Below are 18,607 nucleotides of genomic sequence, written 5' to 3'. Positions count from 1 at the left end.
CACCGCTGCGCGGGCGTCAGGAATCCGGACACCGTCGACAGCCCATTTGGACCGGCGATGCGGAAAACGAACGCCCGCAACGCATTGATTTGATTCTCTTATCAAGCGTGGGACCAAGTGATGGCCACCACTGGCATGCCCTCTGCAATAGGTGGTATGTGGGATCTCCCACTACGACTACATCAAACATAGGAGGCAATATGCAACCCCAGTCCACCGTACAGGTGATGGGCATCGATGCCGGCGGCACGATGACCGACACCTTCTTCGTGCGCTCGGATGGCCGTTTTGTGGTCGGCAAGGCGCAAAGCAATCCCGGTGATGAGTCCCTTGCCATCTACAACTCTTCCGAAGATGCCCTTGCCCACTGGGACCGGACCGTGGACGACGTCTATCCGGAACTGGTGACCTGCGTCTATTCCGGTACGGCCATGCTCAACCGCATCCTCATGCGTAAGGGCCTTGCCGTTGGCCTGATCTGCAACCGCGGCTTCGAGCAGATCCATTCGATGGGCCGCGCGCTGCAGAGCTACCTGGGTTATGCCCTGGAAGACCGCATCCACCTGAACACCCATCGCTACGACGAGCCCCTGGTGCCGGTCTCGCGCACGCGTGGCGTCACCGAGCGCACCGACGTACAGGGAAAGGTGGTGATCCCCCTGCGTGAAGACGAAGTCCGGCGGGCTACACGGGAACTGGTGGAAGCCGGCTCGCAAGCCATCGTCATTTGCCTGCTGCAATCCCACAAGAACGAAACCAGCGAGCAACGTGCCCGTGACATTGTGCGCGAGGAGCTGAAGAAGCTGAAGGCGGATATCCCGGTATTCGCCTCGGTGGACTACTACCCGTCGCGCAAGGAGAGCCACCGGATGAACACCACCATCCTGGAGGCATACGGCGCGGAACCTTCGCGCCAGACGTTGAAGAAAGTCAGCGACCGCTTCAGGAAGCACGGGCCAAGTTCGATCTGCGCGTGATGGCTACTCACGGCGGCACCATCAGCTGGAAGGCCAAGGAGCTCGCGCGTACGATCGTTTCCGGCCCGATCGGCGGCGTGATCGGCTCCAAGCTGCTGGGTGAGGCCCTGGGCGACGAGAACATTGCCTGCTCTGATATCGGCGGCACCAGCTTCGACGTGGCGTTGATTACCAAGGGCAACTTCGCCATCAAATCGGACCCGGATATGGCCCGCCTGGTCCTCTCCCTGCCCCTGGTGGCCATGGATTCCGTCGGCGCGGGCGCCGGCAGTTTCGTGCGCCTGGACCCCTACAGCAAGTCCATAAAGCTTGGCCCCGACAGTGCCGGCTACCGCGTCGGCACCTGCTGGCCCGAGAGCGGCCTGGATACGGTGTCGGTGTCGGACTGCCACGTGGTGCTGGGCTACCTCAACCCCGACAACTTCCTGGGCGGCGCCATCAAGCTCGACGTGCAGCGTGCCCGCGACCACATCAAAGCGCAGATCGCCGATCCGCTGGGCCTGTCGGTGGAAGACGCGGCGGCGGGTGTGATCGAGTTGCTGGACCTGACGCTGTCGGAATACCTGCGCGCCAACATCAGCGCCAAGGGCTACAACCCGGCCGACTTCACCTGCTTCTCCTACGGCGGTGCCGGTCCGGTCCACACCTACGGCTACACCGAAGGCGTGGGCTTCAAGGACGTGGTGGTACCCGCCTGGGCAGCCGGCTTCTCAGCCTTTGGTTGCGCCTGTGCCGACTTCGAGTACCGCTATGACAAGTCGGTGGACCTGGGCGTGACCCAGCATGCGCCCGACGCCCACAAGGCAGCTGCCTGCCAGTCCCTGCAGGAGGCCTGGTCCGAACTGGCCGTGAAGGTGATCGACGAGTTCGTGCTCAATGGCTACAAGCCCGAGGATGTGCTGCTCATCCCCGGCTACAAGATGCAGTACATGGGCCAGCTCAATGACCTGGAAATCGTCTCGCCCGTGACCAGCGCGGCCAGCGCTGCCGACTGGGACCAGATCGTCGAAGCTTTCGAGACCACGTATGGCCGCGTGTACGCCAACTCGGCACGCTCGCCGGAACTGGGTTTCTCCATCACCGGTGCCATCCTGCGCGGCATGGTGGTGACCCAAAAGCCGGTGCTGCCGGAAGACGCGGACGCCGGACCGACGCCGCCCAAGCAAGCCTATCTGGGTACACGCCCCTTCTATCGCCACAAAAAGTGGGTAGATGCCGCGCTCTGGAAAATGGAATCGCTCAAGGCCGGCAACCACATCGTAGGCCCCGCCATCATCGAATCCGATGCCACCACCTTTGTGGTGCCGGAAGGCTTCGAGACCACGATCGATAAGCACCGCCTGTTCCATCTCAAAGAAGTGAAGTAAGGAGACACGCCATGAACATCATGCACAACAAGGAAGTGGGTCTTGGTAACCTGTTGAAGAACGGCGAGACCCTCAAGGAGTTCCGCGACGCGATCATCGCGCGCACCCAGGCTTCCGGCCACTACAACGGCCTCAGCAAACTGGAGTTCCGGGACAGCGATCCGATCGGCTATGAAAAGCTGTTCTCCAAGCTGCGCGGAGGCCTCGTGCATGCCCGCGAAACCGCGAAGAAGATCGCCGCCAGTCCCATCGTCGAGCAGGAAGGCGAACTCTGCTTCACGCTCTACAACGCCGTGGGTGACTGCGTGCTGACCTCGACCGGCATCATCATTCACGTCGGCACGATGGGCGCAGCGATCAAGTACATGATCGAGAACAACTGGGAAGCCAACCCCGGCATCAACCCCGGGGACATGTTCACCAACAACGACTGCGCCATCGGCAACGTCCACCCCTGCGACATCGCCACCATCGTGCCGATCTTCTGGGAGGGCAAGCTGATCGGCTGGGTCGGCGGCGTCACCCACGTCATCGACACCGGCTCAGTGACGCCGGGCTCTATGTCCACAGGCCAGACTCAGCGCTTCGGCGACGGCTACATGATCACCTGCCGCAAGACCGGTATCAACGACGAGCCGCTGCGCGACTGGCTGCATGAGTCGCAACGCTCGGTGCGCACGCCCAAGTACTGGATCCTCGACGAGAAAACCCGCATCGCCGGCTGCCACATGATCCGCGATCTGGTGGAAGAGGTGATTCGCGCAGACGGCATCGAGGCCTACGAGAAGTTCGCCTATGAGGTCATTGAAGAAGGCCGCCGAGGCCTGCAGAGCCGCATCAAGGCGATGACCCTGCCCGGTAAGTACCGCAAGGTCTCCTTTGTCGACGTGCCGTACAAGCACGAGGATGTGCAGGTCTCCAACGCCTTCGCCAAGCTCGACTCCATCATGCATTCGCCGGTGGAGATGACCATCAAGGCCGACGGCAAGTGGCGCCTCGACTTCGAGGGTGCAAGCCGCTGGGGCTGGCACACTTTCAATGCCCACCAGGTGGCATTTACTTCTGGCATCTGGGTGATGATGTGCCAGACACTGGTGCCCACCCAACGCATCAACGACGGTGCCTACTTCGCCACCGAGTTCCGACTGCCAAAGGGCACGTGGTGCAACCCGGATGACCGTCGCACCGGCCACGCATACGCCTGGCACTTCCTGGTCTCGGGCTGGGCGGCGCTGTGGCGCGGCCTGTCCCAGTCCTACTTCAGCCGCGGCTATCTGGAGGAAGTCAACGCCGGCAACGCCAACACCTCCAACTGGCTGCAAGGGGGGGCATCAACCAGGACGGCGAGATTCACGCGGTCAACAGCTTCGAGGCCAGTTCCTGCGGCACCGGCGCCTGCGCCGTCAAGGATGGCCTCAACCACGCCGCTGCCATCTGGAACCCCGAAGGCGACATGGGCGACATCGAGATCTGGGAGATGGCCGAACCGCTGCTCTACCTCGGCCGCAACGTCAAGGCCAATTCCGGCGGCTACGGCAAGTACCGCGGCGGCTGCGGGTTCGAGACGCTGCGCATGGTGTGGAACGCGCAGGACTGGACCATGTTCTTCATGGGCAATGGCTTGATGAACAGCGACTGGGGCATGATGGGCGGCTATCCCTCCGCCACTGGCTATCGCTTTGAGGCGCACAAGACGGGCCTTGACCAGCGCATCGCCATCGGTGACTCGTTACCCCTGGGCGGCGACATCGACCCGAGCAACCCCGACTTCGAGCGCCACATCGACGCCACCGCCGTAGTCAAGCGCGACAAGCAGTGCATCACGACTGAGGACTGCTATGCCAACCATGACCTTTACCTGAACTACCTGCGTGGCGGCCCCGGCTTTGGCGACCCGCTCGACCGGGACCCGAAGGCCATCGAAGCGGACCTCAATCAGAAGTTCCTGCTGCCGGAATACGCGCAGAAGGTCTATGGCGCCGTCTTCACCCAGGACGGCAAGGGCGTGTTCACGGTGGATGTCGCCAGGACCCAGTCCCGCCGTGCCGAGGTCCGCAAGGAGCGCCTGGCTCGAGCCCTGCCGACGCGCGAATGGATGAAGGAAGAGCGCGAACGCATCCTCAACAAGCACGCGTCCGTCCAGGTGCAGCACATGTTCGCGACCAGCTTCGCCCTTTCCGAGAAGTTCACGCGGGAATTCAAGCAGTTCTGGAGCCTGCCCGCGGACTGGCAGTTGCGTGAGGAAGAACTGGGCGTACCGTCCTACGGCGCAAAGCACCGTATGGATCTCTCCCTGCTGCCCGACGTCACCACCGTCGTCCAGGTCGAAGAGTAATCACCTTATCCAGGAGTTGCAAAATGTCAGCCTACACCAACGAACAGGTCGCGCACCTCGTCGAAGGCTCCCTTGACTGGGAAACCACGTTCCGCATGCTCTCGATGCCAAAGGATGAGAGCCGGTTCGAACAGTATCTGGCGGCCCTGCAGGCCAAGGTCAGCTTCGCGGACCGCATCGTGCTGCCACTCGGCCCGCACCTGCACATCGTGCAAGCGGCCAGGAGCAAGAAGTGGGTGGTCAAGTGTGACTGCGGCCACGAGTTCTGCGACTACCGCGAGAACTGGAAACTGCATGCCGCGATCTACGTGCGCGACACTGAAGAGGCGATGACCGAGGTCTATCCGAAGCTGATGGCCCCGGACACCCAGTGGCAGGTCTATCGCGAGTACTACTGCCCGGCGTGCGGCACCATGCATGATGTCGAGGCGCCCACCCCATGGTATCCCGTGATCCACGACTTCGAGCCGGACATCGATGCCTTCTATAAGGAATGGGTGCAGCTACCGGTGCCAGAACGCGCCCAGGACTGACGGGCGGCGGCTTAAGCGGAGGGGCAGACATTGCCTGCCCCCTCCGCGACATATGCTTCCCTGCGCCTGACATGGAAACCAGAATGGACCTCAACCTCGCCCACACGCTAGTCCGTACCGCCAGCGCTCATCCCGGCCGGACGGCTCTGTTCCTCGGCACAGAGCCCCTCCGTACGTTCGCGAAACTTGCCGACCGCGTCGCGCGTTGCGCCGGCAGCCTGCGTAATTGGGTCGGACTACAGGCCGGCGACCGGGTGGCGCTCGTCATGAAGAATTGCCCGCAATACGTCGAGCTGCTGTACGGCATCTGGCATGCGGGCCTGTGCGCGGTACCGGTCAATGCCAAGCTGCACCCGCGGGAAATCGACGACATCTTGCAGGACAGCGGTGCCCGCCTCTGCCTTGCCACCGATATCGGGGCCGCGCCCGGCTTCAGGACCATCGTGGTCGGCTCCACCGACTACCACGCCCTCTTCGCGGCACCGGGCATGCCGCTGGCCAATGTCGCCGGGGATGCCCTGGCGTGGTTGTTCTATACCAGCGGCACGACGGGCAAGCCAAAAGGCGTCATGCTCACGCATGACAATCTGGCCGCCATGTCCCGGGCCTATTCCAGCGCTGTCTCCCGAATCGTCGCAGGCGACAGCCTCATTCATGCTGCGCCGATGTCCCACGGATCCGGGCTCTACATGATCCCGCACATTGCCGAAGGCGCGAGCCAAGTGATTCCAGCTTCGGGCGGATTCGATGCTGCCGAGGTAGCCAGCCTCGTCGCCAAGCACCACCGCCCGAGCTTTTTTGCGGCGCCAACAATGCTCAATCGTTTCGTTGAGTACACGCACCGGACCGGGGTCGAGCTCTCCAATCTCAAGGTCGTCGTCTGCGGCGGTGCGCCCCTCTACGTCGAGGATGAACTTGCCGCACTCAACTGCCTGGGCCCCAGGATCGCCCAGATCTACGGCCAAGGCGAAAGCCCGATGACAATCACCGCCCAGGCGCCCGCCGACATTGCCAGCGCCCATGCCGCTGGCGACCGCAAGGCGCTGGCTTCGGTCGGGCGTGCCGTGCCTGGCGTGGATATCTGCATCGCCGATCCCGAAGACCACGCGCTGCCAGTGGGCGAAATCGGCGAGGTGCTGGTGCGCGGCCCCACCGTCATGCAAGGTTACTGGAACAACCCGCAGGCCACTGCAGCGACGCTGCGCAACGGCTGGCTGCACACAGGCGATGTCGGGTGCCTGGACGAGCGTGGCCTGCTCACCCTCAAGGACCGCAGCAAGGACACGATCATCAGCGGTGGTGCCAACATCTACCCGCGCGAGGTTGAGGACGCGCTGCTCACGCATCCCGCGGTGGCGGAAGTCTCCGTGCTCGGCCGCGGCCACCCCGATTGGGGGGAAGAAGTGGTGGCCGTCGTCGTGCGGAAGACCCGGACGCAAGTGACCACGTCCGAGCTAGACCAGTGGTGCCTGCGCAGCATCGCCCGGTTCAAGCGACCAAAGGCCTATCTGTTCGTCGAAGCGTTACCGAAGAACAGCAACGGCAAAGTACTCAAAGGTGCGCTACGCGAGCTATTGGCCCAACCTCGAGAAGCGCCGAATGCGAGAACTTGGCGCTGGAGGCTCGCATAATCCGCGTGCGTCCGTCAGTTCGCTGCCAGCCTCGCTCCGTGCTCGCCGGCACCGCATAACCGATAGACGAACAATCAGATGGAAGCAGAAATGAACGCAGCCAGAAAGTCACTGAGAGCGCAGATCGATAAATGGTTCGGATATGCTTGTGCGAAGACAATCCACATCACGCGCACGAGCCTCGCGAACGGCTGGCGCGTACGCTGCGTCACTGTTCGGGCCACGCAGCCGGGCAGCTCGCTTGTGGTCGCTTTCTTTCGGCACGGGGACGGGTCGTGGCAAGTCTATCCCCTCGGGCCGGGCATCAGTGCATGACCGCTTATCGGCGTGCTGCCTGAACCATGGAGCGCGGTCGTTCAACTAAAGGCGCCGCGCCCCCTCATGTGGCGGACCGCTTAAAACAGGTTGTACTCCCGGATTTTTTCATAGAGTGTCCAGGAAGAAATCGCGGAACAATTGGCTGTCTCCCGGTCTCCGGTACTGCAGGCTTTTCGTCTCCTGAATAATGACGTCATCGTCGAACGGGGGAAACCGGCGCAGAAGGGGGCGTTCGCCATATTCGCCACACGGTCATTCGTGTGGCTGGTTTGCACTTGTTAGTAGACGTCATTGCAAAACCGCATTATTCCTTTTACCGCGGCGACGTCGATCTCATCGGATAGGGTCGCCGTCGTCACATAGCGTTTCGATTACCCGATCAACGACTGCCCTGACCGTCACAATCCGAAGGGCCTGTTGCGTGTAGTCGGCCACATCGACGGATGATTGATCGTAGTGGTTGCCCCAGGCGGCGACCGAAGTGCAATTGGCCTCCTCCGGCCATACGACCGGCCAGATGGCCAATAAAACCACCTGTTGCGCAGATCCGCGCGTACCGATCACCGAAACGATTCGCGGCCACATGCTTGCGGATCCTCGACGACACGAAACTTCATTTGGATCGCATCCCGCACGCTCCCAATTCCTTCTCCAGTACAGCGGCCTTGGGGTTTTCACTAGCAGCTTGAGAAGTGCCCCTGGTGCGCGACTTACCGTCCAAATGTGCAGTTTTCCGGAATGGAGCGAAGGGTTTTCGCATTATTAACCGCGGCCTAAACCCTGCTTTCGCACAATCGAATTCCGGATGGTTTTTGGTTTCGGCAACCTCCAGGCAACCTCGTGTGATTAACGAGGCCCCACAGGAGGCGATCGAAGCAAGCCCCGATCGTCTCCGCGTCGACAGCGAGCACTTGGAGATGGGAATGAACGGCCTGAAACATTCAATGAACATAGTGGCGGGGATCGGGTTGGGCGGCCTCGCACTGACCTGGTCAGTTGCCGCGTGCGCAAACCTCGTGGTAGCGGTTGCGGGTCCGATGACGGGCGAATACGCGTCGGGCGGCGAGCAGTTCCGGAAAGGTGCCGAGCAGGCTGTGAAAGACATCAATGCGACCGGCGGCTTGCTTGGCCAGAAAGTGGATCTGGTCGTAGGCGATGACGTGTGCGATCCGAAGCAGGCTGTCTCGGTCGCCAATAGCTTCGTGAACAAGAAGGTCGCATTCATCGACGGACACTGGTGCTCCAGTTCCACGTTGCCCGCATCGGATGTCTACAACGATGCTCAGATCCCTCAAGTGACTGTTTCGACTAACCCGAAAATCACCGAGCGCGGCATCAAGGGCATCTTCCGTATCACTGGCCGGGACGATCAGCAAGGGCAGGTAGCGGGTGACTACATCGCTGCAAATTTCAAGGGAAAGAAGATCGCTGTCGTCGACGACAAGACCGCCTATGGCGGCGGTCTCGCTGACGAAATCGCCAAGGAACTTTCCGCAAAGCAGACGCCTGTCGTCTTGCGCCAGTCGATCACCGCGGGAGAGAAGGACTACTCGGGCCTCGTCAGCAAGCTCAAGGCGAACGGCGTCGAGGTTCTTGCCTACGGCGGCTATTACCAGGAGGTCGCGCTGATCCTGCGGCAGGCAGCGCAGGCGGGCCTGAAGCTGACGCTGGTCGGCGGCGATACCTTGACCAACAACGAGCTGGTCAACGCGGCGGGGCCCGAGATCAACAAGGTCATCTTTACCTTCCCGCCTGACCCGCGAAAGAACGCTGCTGCGGCGAAGGTCGTCGAAGCATTGCGCGCGCAAAAGATCGAACCAGAAGGCTACATGCTGTATTCGTACGCCGCCATGCAGGTCTTCGCCGACGCTGCGAAACGCGCGAACTCGACGGACTACGCGGCGGTCGTCAAACAGCTGCACAACGCGAGCTTCAACACGGTCGTGGGCCCGGTCGACTTCGATGCGAAGGGCGACCTCAAAAGCCCTGGTTACGTCGTCTATCGGTGGAAAGGCAACAACTACGAGTACGTGAACAAGTAAGTGCCTGGACTGCCATGAAAGACGGCGGTGCGTGTATGGCGCACCGCCTCCGAACAAGCCTCACCGGAGCAGACATGAGCCAGGCGTTGCAACAACTGATTAACGGTATCACCCTGGGTGCCATCTATGGCCTGATTGCGATCGGCTACACGATGGTCTACGGCATCATCGGCATGATCAACTTTGCGCACGGCGACATCTACATGGTCAGCGCTTTCATCGCCGTTACGTGCTTCACATTGGTTACGAGTGCCGGCATATCGTCGGTGGTCGCGAGTATCGCGATCACGCTCGTCGTTTGCATCGCACTCACATCGGCATTCGGCTGGACGGTGGAGCGCGTCGGCTATCGTCCGCTGCGCGGTTCAAGCCGCCTGGCACCGCTGATTTCATCGATCGGTATCTCCATCTTCCTTCAGAACGCGGTGCAGATCACACAGGGCGCACGGGTGAAATCCATCCAGCCTCTGGTGACGGGCGGCGTGGACCTGATTGCCGGGAATGATCATCACGCGGTGTACGCTTCTTACACGCAAATCCTGATCGTTGCCGTCACCGTCTTGCTGATGTGTGGGTTCACGCTCTTCATCAACAAAACCTCGTTCGGTCGGCAGCAACGAGCATGCGAGCAGGACCAGCGCATGATGCAGTTTCTCGGCTACAACGTCGACAGGATCATTGCATTGACCTTCATGATCGGTGCGGGCCTCGCTGCAGTCGCTGGCGTGATGGTGACGCTCTACTACGGTGTAGTGGACTTCTCGATCGGCTTCCAGGCGGGCATCAAGGCGTTCACCGCTGCGGTCCTGGGCGGCATCGGTTCCCTGCCGGGGGCCATGCTTGGCGGCGTCATCATCGGACTCATCGAAGCATTCTGGGCCGCTTATCTCTCGCCCGAGTACAAAGACGTCGCGACCTTCGTCATCCTGATCGTCGTTCTGATGTTTCGTCCGTCAGGTTTGCTTGGACGACCGGAAGTGGAGAAAGTGTAATGAGCGCGACCATCATGAAAGAATCTGACCTCTCGCTGAGGCTACGCGATGCCCTCTGGGCATCCGTCATTGCCGGTCTGATCGGTCTTCCGTTGCTTGGCCTGACGACGCGCGACGGCATGCACGGACTGCAGGTCGAGACGCGTTGGCCGCTGCTGGTAGCGTTCATCGCGATGGCGTTCGCCGGCCGGCTCACGCTCCAGATCGTGATGCATCGGCTCAACATTATCCCGAAGCGGCGGACCCCGACGCGGCCCGCTCCGCCGAGCGTCGCGGGTAACGGTGCGCTCGCCTGGCTGGGCGCAGGATGTGTCGCGTTCGCCGTTCTGTTGCCCGCGCTGTTTGCCGGGAATAGATATGTGGTCGATACGGCCACGACGGTACTCATCTACGTGATGCTCGGGTGGGGATTGAACGTGGTCGTCGGTCTTGCCGGGCTGCTCGATCTGGGATACGTCGCCTTCTATGCGGTTGGTGCATATACGTATGGGCTTCTCTCGACGCACTTCGGATTTGGGTTCTGGCAGGCCCTTCCGGTTGCTGGCGCCCTTGCGGCGTTGTTCGGCATGGTGCTCGGCTACCCGACGTTGCGGCTGCGTGGCGATTATCTGGCAATCGTCACGCTCGGTTTTGGGGAGATCATCCGCTTGATACTGGTGAATTGGGGCGACGTTACCGGCGGACCGAACGGCATCTCGTCGATTCCGAAGCCGACCTTTTTCGGTTTGCCGATGGCTGCTTTCGGCGAAGGGCCGACCTTTGCGAGTGTGTTTGGCATCGACTACAGCCCGGGACAGCGAGTCGTATTTCTTTACTACCTCATCCTCGGCCTGGCGCTTCTGACCAGCCTGCTCGTCAACCGCCTGCGACGGCTGCCGGTGGGTCGGGCGTGGGAGGCCGTGCGCGAGGACGAGATTGCCTGCAAGGCGATGGGCATCAATGTGACCAACGTCAAGCTCTCGGCGTTCGCGACGGGCGCAATGCTGGCCGGATTCGCGGGCGTGTTTTTCGCCGCGCGTCAGGGGTTTATATCGCCGGAGAGCTTCACGTTTCCGGAGTCGGCGACCATTCTGGCCATCGTGGTACTCGGCGGTATGGGCAGTCAGCTCGGCGTCGTGTTTGCCGCAACCGTTCTCGTGGTATTGCCCGAACTCGGGCGCGACTTCTCGGAATACCGCATGCTCGCATTCGGTGTGGCGATGGTGCTGATCATGATCGTGCGACCGGGCGGCCTGATCAGCCACCGTCGCGCCACCGTCAATGTGCCGTCGGAGGCAAAACAATGACAATCGGGCATCCATTGCTTAGCGTTGAAAACCTGACCATGCAATTCGGCGGTTTGCGCGCAATCGAGAACCTCTCGATGCTCGCGCATGCGGCTCAGGTCACGTCCGTGATCGGTCCGAATGGCGCGGGCAAGACAACGTTCTTCAACTGTCTGACGGGCTTTTATCGGCCCACACGGGGCGCGCTCACCTTGTCTCATCCGAAGCGTGGCGAACTACGTCTGGATGCAATGCGCAGCGTCGATGTGGCGCGCACGGCGCAGGTTGTCCGTACTTTCCAGAACATTCGTCTGTTTCCGCGTATGACGGTGCTCGAAAACCTGATGGTGGCCCAGCACAATACTCTGCAGAGGGCCTCACGCTTCTCGATCGCGGGCGCGCTCAACCTGGCGTCGTACCGGCGTGCGAGTGAACAGGCGATCGACAACGCCTTGACGTGGCTAGGGCGGCTTGGTGTCCGCGACGTGGCTGAGAAGGCTGCCGGCGACATGCCCTACGGCGTACAACGCCGCGTCGAGATTGCGCGTGCAATGTGTGCCGGTCCGATCCTGCTTTGCCTCGATGAGCCGGCTGCAGGGTTGAATCCGCGCGAATCTGCGGAGCTGACCGAGCTGCTCAGGTCGCTCGCGAAGGAGCAGGGCATCGGCATCCTGTTGATCGAGCACGACATGAGCGTTGTCATGAAAGTCTCCGATCACATCGTGGTTCTGAATCATGGCAAGAAGATCGCTGAAGGCTGCCCGGCTGAGATCAAAGCCAATCCGGATGTCGTCAGTGCCTATCTCGGCGAAGACGACGATTCGTACACGGACGAACCGATGCCCCATGAGAGGTCAGCACATGCTTGAGATTCAGAATCTGAGCGCGCACTATCGAAGCGTTCAGGCGTTGCGCGGCGTCGACGTCCGGGTCGAGGAGGGTGAAGTCGTTACCTTGATCGGTGCGAATGGCGCCGGAAAGTCGACGCTGATGAATTCGATCTTCGGTGTTCCGCGCGCGAGCGGTGGCCGCATTCTGTTCGAGGGGCAGGACATCACGAAGCTGCCCTCACATGCGATCGGGAGACTGGACATCGCGGTGGTGCCAGAGGGTCGTCGCATCTTCCAGCGGATGACCGTCCTCGAGAATCTGCTGATGGGTTGTACGGCGGACAGGCGGACGGTTGCGCGGGATCTCGACCGGATGGTCGAGATGTTTCCGATCCTGAAGAGCCGCGCGTCACAGCGTGCAGGGACCCTGTCGGGCGGAGAGCAGCAGATGCTGGCGATCGGACGGGCGCTCATGTCTCACCCGAGACTGTTGCTGCTCGACGAGCCGTCGCTCGGACTTGCCCCGCTCTTCATCCGCAAGATCTTCTCCGTGGTCAAAGAGTTGAACGAGCAGATGGGCATGACGATCCTTCTCGTCGAACAGAATGCACACCACGCACTACGCGTAGCCCATCGCGGATATGTTCTTCAGCATGGGGAAATCGCGCTGGAAGGTACGGGAAGCGAGTTGCTTGCCAACCCTGCGGTGCGCGCAGCCTATCTGGAGGGTGATACGGCTCAGCTGGACGCCGCCTGATCGCGCGGCAAGGGAAAGCGGATATCCGGCGGATATCCGCATCCTTATCGAATCCTCATACTCCCCATGACGAAAGCATGGGGCTCAATCTCCATTCTGCACGCGGAGGAAAACTGTGCGGAATTCCGCAGAACCAGCCGGGAGCCAGTTCAAGCCGTCGAACAGTGAAAAGTGCAGAATGACGCTCAAGAGGTGACGTCATTGCTTCACGACGGGCTCGAAACGCTGGGAGTCATCCTCTGCGGGAAACACGAACGAAGACAAGCCTCAACGGCTTGCTTCAATGCGAAGAAATTCAGGAGTTATCGGATGAAAGTCCTCATCGTATTTGCACACCCCGAACCGAAGTCGTTCAACGGCGCGCTCAAGGATACCGCCGTCTCGACACTGAAGGCGCTCGGTCACGAAGTCCAGGTCAGTGATCTGTACAGGCTGAACTGGCGCGCGGACCTTAGCGCAGACGATTTCACAGGCGACCGTTTGAACGACGATTTCCTCGACCTCTCGGCCGAACAGGAACAGATGTTCACGACGTCGACACCGCCAACACCCGACGTCCACGCAGAACAGCAGAAGGTGCTCTGGTGCGACATGGTGATTTTCCAGTATCCGATGTGGTGGTTCGGCATGCCCGCGATCCTGAAGGGCTGGGTGGATCGCGTGATGACGCGCGGGTTTGCCTATGCGACGGGCCGCAAGTACGACACGGGCATGTTCAAGGGCAAGAAAGCGATGATATCGACGACGACGGGCACTGCGTCCAGTCTGTATGAGCCCGACGGCGTCGACGGAGCGATCAATCACATCCTCTGGCCGATTCACAATGGCATCTTCCGCTACCTCGGTTTCGACGTGCTGCCGCCGCACGTCTCGTCGATGCCTTCGCGGGTGTCGGCGGACGAGCGTCAGGCGTATCTCGACGCCTATGCAACGCGTCTTTGTCAAATCGAGAACACCGAGCCGCTGTTCTTCCATCCGTTCGCTGATTACGGTCCGGACCAGCGTCTGAAGCCTGGTGTGATCGCACGCTCGGGCTTTCAATGGAATCCTGGCGCAGGGCAGGCACACGACGAAGCGGCTGACGAATTCACGCGCAAGATCGCGAGCGCCGGCTGAACTGAGCATCACGGGAAGACGCACGCGCTGCTCGCGCGTGCAATTGTTTATGGCTAAAAGTACTCGAGGTGACGGATGAAAGACCTTGGCATTTTTCGGCAGTTGCACCATGTTTGCGTCGTCGTGCGCGACATCGAGAATGCGGTGAAGTTTTATGAGTCCACGGGCGTGGGTCCGTGGAAAGATTTCCCGCCGATGGATGCCTACGAACTCGACGGCTATAACCGCGAAGCATTCCTGCAAATGCGCTACAAGTTTGCGACGTTGGACAACGTGCAAATCCAGCTGTGTCAGCCGGGGCAGGGCGATACGCCGCAGCGCCGGTTTCTCGATACGAAGGGCGAAGGCGTCTTCCACCTGGGATTCACGGTTGACAGCGTAGACGCGGCTCGGCAACAGGGAATCGAGGCCGGCTTACCGATTCTTGGGTCAGGTCGACTCGACGATCGCAGCGGATTCACCTATTTCGGCACCGCTGACAAAGGTGCAGGCGTGACGCTTGAAGTTCGCCAGGCGAGTGCTCAGGCGAACAAGGGCATCAAGAGCTGATTTCTTCCGGCTCGTATACACACGGGGGCGATCTGGCTAACGATCGCCCCCGTTCCGACGGCCTCATTCGTCGTCGTCTCCAGCAAGACTGGCTTTCCCGCTCGATAATCCCTTCCTTGAAAACCCCGGCTTGCATCGATAAGCTCGACGGCCGTTAAGCCGTCGAGCACTCGTGTCATCGCATGACGAACGGGTTGGCCGTCTTCACGCCGGTATTGATCCACACGCTCTTGGTTTGCAGATACTCGCGGATCGCGTCGATGCCGTTCTCGCGCCCGAGGCCGGAATCCTTATAGCCGCCGAATGGCGACATGTAGCTCACAGCGCGGTAGCTGTTGACCCAGACCATGCCCGCCTGGATTTTTTCCGCTACCCGGATGGACCGGCCGATATCTCTGGTCCACACGCCGGAACCCAGGCCAAATCGCACATCGTTGGCGATGGCAACGGCTTCGTCTTCATCCTTGAAACGGATAATCGAAAGCACCGGGCCGAATACTTCTTCCTGCGCGATTCGCATGCTGTTTTTCACGTCGCCGAAGATCGTCGGTTCGACGAACCAGCCGCTGCCGCATTCAGGCGCCGTGCCGGGTTTGCCACCTAGTAGCAGCGTTGCCCCGTCTTCCTTCGCCGTTTCGATATACGACAGGACTTTCTGATACTGCGGGCGCGTCGTCACGGGGCCGACCTGCGTATCCATCTTCGACGGATCGCCCATCCTGGCGGTGCGAGCGAGCGCTAACAGCCGCTCGACGAAAGTATCGTAGATGCTGTCCTGCAAGAGCAGTCGCGAGCCCGCGATGCAGGTCTGACCGGTCGCCGCGAAAATGCCCGACACGGCGCCATTCACGGCGTCGTCGAGGTCCGCGTCCTCGAACACAATGTTCGGCGACTTGCCTCCCAGTTCGAGACTGACATGCTTGAACTGACGCGCGGCGGCTTCGTTGATGGCGCGTCCCGTCGAGTCCGCGCCCGTAAACGTGATCTTCTTCACGAGCGGATGTTCGACGAGCGGAGAACCCACATCCTTGCCGAAGCCCGTGACGACGTTGATGACACCTGGCGGAAAGCCCGCTTCGGTGAACAGCTTCGCGAACTCGATCGTGGATGCCGACGTGAATTCCGAGGGCTTGATGACGACCGTGCAGCCCGCAGCCAGAGCGGGAGCAATCTTCCAGGTCGCGAGGAGCAAGGGCGAGTTCCACGGCGTGATCGCGGCGACCATGCCGAGCGGTTCATTGCGCGTGAAATTGAAGTATCCCTTCTTGTCGAGCGGGATGACCGCGCCCTGGATCTTGTCCGCGAGACCGCCAAAGTAGTAGTACCACTGCGGCAGATACTGACACTGCCCGAGCATCTCGGCCATCAGCTTGCCGTTGTCCTGCACTTCCAGTTCCGCGAGGCGCTTCGCGTCCCGCGCGATGAGGTCGCCGACACGGTGCAGCAGGAGACCACGCTGGCTCGGCGTCATCTGCGCCCACGGTCCGGTGGTGAACGCTGCATGTGCCGCTTCTACTGCGCGGTTCACGTCGTCGGCGTTGCCCCTGGCGATCCTCGCCCAAGCTTCGCCCGTGAACGGATTTTCGGTATCGAACCATTCGCCCGAGGAGGCGGAAACGGATTCGCCGTTTATGTACATTTCGAATTGCTGCATGATTGAACGCTCCACTTATGTCAGGCCGCCTCAGGTTTCGACGGGCACGCGCCGCTGCGATTCAGCAAGGATTTCCTGAGCCTTCAGGATGACAGGCCGATCGACCATCCGGCCGTCGACGGCGACAGCCGCGCCATGCGATGCCGTAGCAGCAGCGACGACTTTTCTCGCCCATTCCACGTCCTTTTCTGCCGGAACAAAAGCCGCATTGACCGCTGCGACCTGTTTCGGATGAATGCAAAGCTTTGCGCCGAATCCCAGGCGCCTCGCGCGCAGCGTGTCACGTTCGATTTGCGCTGCGTCGTCGAGCGTGATGCTGACGCCATCGACGGGCGCCAGAAGATTGCCGATGCGCGAGGCCAGCACGATCTGCGACCTGAAATACAGCAACTGCTCGTCGTCGCCATCGATGCCCAGATCCAGCTGGAAGTCGACGTTGCCGAATACGAGTCGCGTCGTCAGGCGATGTTGAGCGATCGCGACGACGTTCCGAAACCCTTGGGCCGTCTCGATCATCGGCAGGATGTCCGTCGGCTTGCCGGCGAATTCGCACAGGAAGATATCGTCGATCCGTTCTGCTTTTGGCAGCATCACGGCCTTGACGGAAGGCGCACGACACACGGCGATGTCGTCGCGAAACCATTCGCTGTTGACGTCGTTCACGCGCACGGCAATGGGGGTGTCGCTTGCAGAAAGCCACTCCGAGAGCGCAGCGCGAGCGACTTTCTTTTCTTCTGGAGGCACGGCATCTTCGAGATCGATGACGACGACATCGACGCCCGACGCGGCCGCCTTGGCGAACCGGTCCGGCCGGTTGCCGGGAACGAAAAGATAGGAGCGGGGAGCGAGATCAGCCATGGTGTGACTCCAGTGAGACTTCGGGGAGCAGCCGCGGGACGACCGGGTAGTCGGTCAGAGACCATACCGACGCGATCGCATGCTGGATTTCCTCCTCGGCGGCTGCGTGACCGTAGAGACCCAGCGTCATGGTTTTATGCTCGAGTTCGGCGCGCGACAGCGTATTGCCGGGGTCGCCTTTCGGGTCGTCGATCCGGCCCGTGAACGTCTCCCCGTCCTTTGTCTGCACGGTGACCTTGCCGATCCATCGTGCGGGGTAGGCCGTGTCGACCTCGGGATCGAGCACCATGGACACCTTGTCGCGGAACTGGGCGATACGTTGTTCCCTGTAGTGCGCGTCGAATTCGTGCACACCCGCGTGACCGTATTCAGCAGCCAGCGCAAGAACGGTGCCCATCGAGAACTTCGCCTGGTGAATCGTCTTCGGATCCGTGACCGGACCGAGAACGTCGATTGCGGCCTGATGCACATGCGTGACGACCGTCTCGATGTCGCCGGGAGAAAGCTTCTCGCGTCTCAACACATCGAGAAGCGCGTCCGCAGCCGGGTGAGTGTGCCGGCAGGACGCATGGAACTTGAACGACGTTTCGACGAGTGCCCAACGCTCGCCCAGGCGATCGACCAGCTTCTGCGGGTCCGTCTGCGCCGACATGCCGGCGCCCATGCCCTTGACGCCTTCCAGAATGTCCTGGGCGCCGGTGAATCCGTCCGCTGCGAGGTAGGCGGCGAGCAGCCCGTTCGACGCGGCTTTCGCGGTATGCAACTGTTTGGAATCCGCCGCGTCGCGCAGGAACTCCCACAGTCCGGCCGCTTGTGTGCCCGCCGAACCGAAGGCGTGAAGCATCTGCACTTCGTCGAGACGAAGCAGGCTGCCGACGGCGGCGGCGGCGGCCAATGTGCCGACCGTGCCCGTCGTGTGAAAAATCTTGTAGTGCGATCGGCCGAGAAACTCGCCGACCCGGATGCCAACTTCATAGCCGGCGACCGAGGCCGCGATGAACTCCTTGCCACTGCGACCCAGCGCCTGAGCCACAGCCCATGCAGCAGGAAATACAACCGTCGCCGGATGCAGCACCGAACTGTTGTGCAGATCGTCCTGTTCTGCGAAATGCGACGCGGCGGCGTTCACCATGGCCGCAAAGAGCGGGCTCGTACTGCGGCGCGATATCAGGATTTCGCAAGGACCCGATTGCGGGCCAAGATCCAGCGCGAGCTTCTGGATCGATTCCACCGGGCGCGCGCCGCGCCCCGCCAGCGCTGCGCCGAACCAGTCCAGAAAAAGGTCTTCGGTGCGTCGTACGACTTCCGTGGGAATCTGTTCGTATTTCAGATTGGCGGCGAACGCTGCCAGAATTTCGGTATTGGTCATGTCGTGGTTCCGGA

Annotated in this window: 13 protein-coding genes and 3 pseudogenes; 12 read left to right on the top strand and 4 right to left on the bottom strand. The window is 61.2% G+C overall.

Annotated elements, in window-relative coordinates; translation table 11 throughout:
* The first annotated feature begins 200 nt into the window (after positions 1 to 200).
* The 5 genes and pseudogenes from FRZ40_RS35845 to FRZ40_RS35825 all read left to right on the top strand — a co-directional run.
* Positions 201 to 2,344, top strand: a pseudogene (locus FRZ40_RS35845) (hydantoinase/oxoprolinase family protein).
* A gap of 11 nt (positions 2,345 to 2,355) precedes the next feature.
* Positions 2,356 to 4,679: pseudogene (locus tag FRZ40_RS35840) on the top strand (hydantoinase B/oxoprolinase family protein).
* A gap of 23 nt (positions 4,680 to 4,702) precedes the next feature.
* Positions 4,703 to 5,212: an acetone carboxylase subunit gamma gene (locus FRZ40_RS35835; protein WP_147237348.1), complete on the top strand. Its 510-nt coding sequence runs from the start codon at positions 4,703 to 4,705 to the stop codon at positions 5,210 to 5,212.
* 83 nt (positions 5,213 to 5,295) lie between these two features.
* Positions 5,296 to 6,843, top strand: coding sequence for a class I adenylate-forming enzyme family protein (locus FRZ40_RS35830; RefSeq protein ID WP_147237347.1), 1,548 nt, complete (start codon positions 5,296 to 5,298; stop codon positions 6,841 to 6,843).
* 435 nt (positions 6,844 to 7,278) lie between these two features.
* Positions 7,279 to 7,365, top strand: a pseudogene (locus tag FRZ40_RS35825) (GntR family transcriptional regulator); the annotation flags it as partial.
* A gap of 129 nt (positions 7,366 to 7,494) precedes the next feature.
* On the opposite strand, the gene FRZ40_RS35820 reads toward FRZ40_RS35825, so the two are convergent.
* Entirely contained in the window at positions 7,495 to 7,746 is a 252-nt protein-coding gene (locus tag FRZ40_RS35820; RefSeq protein ID WP_147237346.1) for a hypothetical protein, read from the bottom strand.
* A 227-nt stretch (positions 7,747 to 7,973) separates the two neighbouring features.
* Between FRZ40_RS35820 and FRZ40_RS35815 the strand changes: the two genes are divergently transcribed.
* From FRZ40_RS35815 to FRZ40_RS35785, 7 genes are all read left to right on the top strand, one after another.
* Positions 7,974 to 9,203 carry a branched-chain amino acid ABC transporter substrate-binding protein gene (locus FRZ40_RS35815; protein ID WP_240057438.1) on the top strand — a complete coding sequence of 410 codons (1,230 nt, stop codon included), beginning with the start codon at positions 7,974 to 7,976 and terminating at the stop codon, positions 9,201 to 9,203.
* A 74-nt stretch (positions 9,204 to 9,277) separates the two neighbouring features.
* The gene (locus tag FRZ40_RS35810; RefSeq protein ID WP_028370433.1) at positions 9,278 to 10,195 is read left to right on the top strand and encodes a branched-chain amino acid ABC transporter permease; all 918 of its coding nucleotides are present in this window, start codon (positions 9,278 to 9,280) and stop codon (positions 10,193 to 10,195) included.
* On the top strand, positions 10,195 to 11,481 hold the full coding sequence (livM, locus tag FRZ40_RS35805; protein ID WP_147237345.1) for a high-affinity branched-chain amino acid ABC transporter permease LivM: 1,287 nt from the start codon (positions 10,195 to 10,197) through the stop codon (positions 11,479 to 11,481). Before FRZ40_RS35810 ends, livM begins: the two co-directional genes overlap by 1 nt.
* Complete coding sequence (locus tag FRZ40_RS35800) at positions 11,478 to 12,329, top strand: ABC transporter ATP-binding protein (protein WP_147237344.1); 852 nt, start codon at positions 11,478 to 11,480, stop codon at positions 12,327 to 12,329. Before livM ends, FRZ40_RS35800 begins: the two co-directional genes overlap by 4 nt.
* The gene (locus FRZ40_RS35795) at positions 12,322 to 13,047 is read left to right on the top strand and encodes an ABC transporter ATP-binding protein (protein WP_028370436.1); all 726 of its coding nucleotides are present in this window, start codon (positions 12,322 to 12,324) and stop codon (positions 13,045 to 13,047) included. The genes FRZ40_RS35800 and FRZ40_RS35795 overlap by 8 nt, the downstream gene beginning before the upstream one ends.
* A 309-nt stretch (positions 13,048 to 13,356) precedes the next feature.
* Positions 13,357 to 14,163, top strand: a complete 807-nt coding sequence (locus FRZ40_RS35790; protein WP_147237343.1) for an NAD(P)H-dependent oxidoreductase — start codon at positions 13,357 to 13,359, stop codon at positions 14,161 to 14,163.
* Positions 14,164 to 14,238: 75 nt separating this feature from the next.
* Positions 14,239 to 14,712: a VOC family protein gene (locus FRZ40_RS35785; protein WP_147237342.1), complete on the top strand. Its 474-nt coding sequence runs from the start codon at positions 14,239 to 14,241 to the stop codon at positions 14,710 to 14,712.
* 175 nt (positions 14,713 to 14,887) lie between these two features.
* Here FRZ40_RS35785 and FRZ40_RS35780 read toward each other — a convergent pair whose 3' ends face one another.
* Genes FRZ40_RS35780 through FRZ40_RS35770 form a run of 3 tightly spaced genes read right to left on the bottom strand, consistent with a single transcriptional unit; the run spans position 14,888 to position 18,593 of the window.
* Positions 14,888 to 16,366, bottom strand: a complete 1,479-nt coding sequence (locus FRZ40_RS35780; protein ID WP_147237341.1) for an aldehyde dehydrogenase — start codon at positions 16,364 to 16,366, stop codon at positions 14,888 to 14,890.
* A gap of 30 nt (positions 16,367 to 16,396) precedes the next feature.
* Positions 16,397 to 17,224 carry an HpcH/HpaI aldolase/citrate lyase family protein gene (locus FRZ40_RS35775; RefSeq protein WP_147237340.1) on the bottom strand — a complete coding sequence of 276 codons (828 nt, stop codon included), beginning with the start codon at positions 17,222 to 17,224 and terminating at the stop codon, positions 16,397 to 16,399.
* Positions 17,217 to 18,593, bottom strand: coding sequence for an MmgE/PrpD family protein (locus FRZ40_RS35770; protein ID WP_147237339.1), 1,377 nt, complete (start codon positions 18,591 to 18,593; stop codon positions 17,217 to 17,219). The genes FRZ40_RS35775 and FRZ40_RS35770 overlap by 8 nt, the downstream gene beginning before the upstream one ends.
* Positions 18,594 to 18,607: the final 14 nt, after the last annotated feature.

The sequence above is a fragment of the Paraburkholderia azotifigens genome (genome assembly GCF_007995085.1).
In the GTDB taxonomy this organism is placed as follows: Bacteria; Pseudomonadota; Gammaproteobacteria; order Burkholderiales; family Burkholderiaceae; genus Paraburkholderia; species Paraburkholderia azotifigens.
This window is presented reverse-complemented; position numbering and strand designations above follow the sequence as displayed.

Bases quoted from the DNA above. Each gene is read 5' to 3' on its own strand.
- FRZ40_RS35835 (WP_147237348.1), top strand. From the start codon at position 4,703: ATGTCAGCCTACACCAACGAACAGGTCGCGCACCTCGTCGAAGGCTCC.
- FRZ40_RS35830 (WP_147237347.1), top strand. From the start codon at position 5,296: ATGGACCTCAACCTCGCCCACACGCTAGTCCGTACCGCCAGCGCTCAT.
- FRZ40_RS35820 (WP_147237346.1), bottom strand. From the start codon at position 7,746: ATGTGGCCGCGAATCGTTTCGGTGATCGGTACGCGCGGATCTGCGCAA.
- FRZ40_RS35810 (WP_028370433.1), top strand. From the start codon at position 9,278: ATGAGCCAGGCGTTGCAACAACTGATTAACGGTATCACCCTGGGTGCC.
- livM (WP_147237345.1), top strand. From the start codon at position 10,195: ATGAGCGCGACCATCATGAAAGAATCTGACCTCTCGCTGAGGCTACGC.
- FRZ40_RS35800 (WP_147237344.1), top strand. From the start codon at position 11,478: ATGACAATCGGGCATCCATTGCTTAGCGTTGAAAACCTGACCATGCAA.
- FRZ40_RS35795 (WP_028370436.1), top strand. From the start codon at position 12,322: ATGCTTGAGATTCAGAATCTGAGCGCGCACTATCGAAGCGTTCAGGCG.
- FRZ40_RS35790 (WP_147237343.1), top strand. From the start codon at position 13,357: ATGAAAGTCCTCATCGTATTTGCACACCCCGAACCGAAGTCGTTCAAC.
- FRZ40_RS35785 (WP_147237342.1), top strand. From the start codon at position 14,239: ATGAAAGACCTTGGCATTTTTCGGCAGTTGCACCATGTTTGCGTCGTC.
- FRZ40_RS35780 (WP_147237341.1), bottom strand. From the start codon at position 16,366: ATGCAGCAATTCGAAATGTACATAAACGGCGAATCCGTTTCCGCCTCC.
- FRZ40_RS35775 (WP_147237340.1), bottom strand. From the start codon at position 17,224: ATGGCTGATCTCGCTCCCCGCTCCTATCTTTTCGTTCCCGGCAACCGG.
- FRZ40_RS35770 (WP_147237339.1), bottom strand. From the start codon at position 18,593: ATGACCAATACCGAAATTCTGGCAGCGTTCGCCGCCAATCTGAAATAC.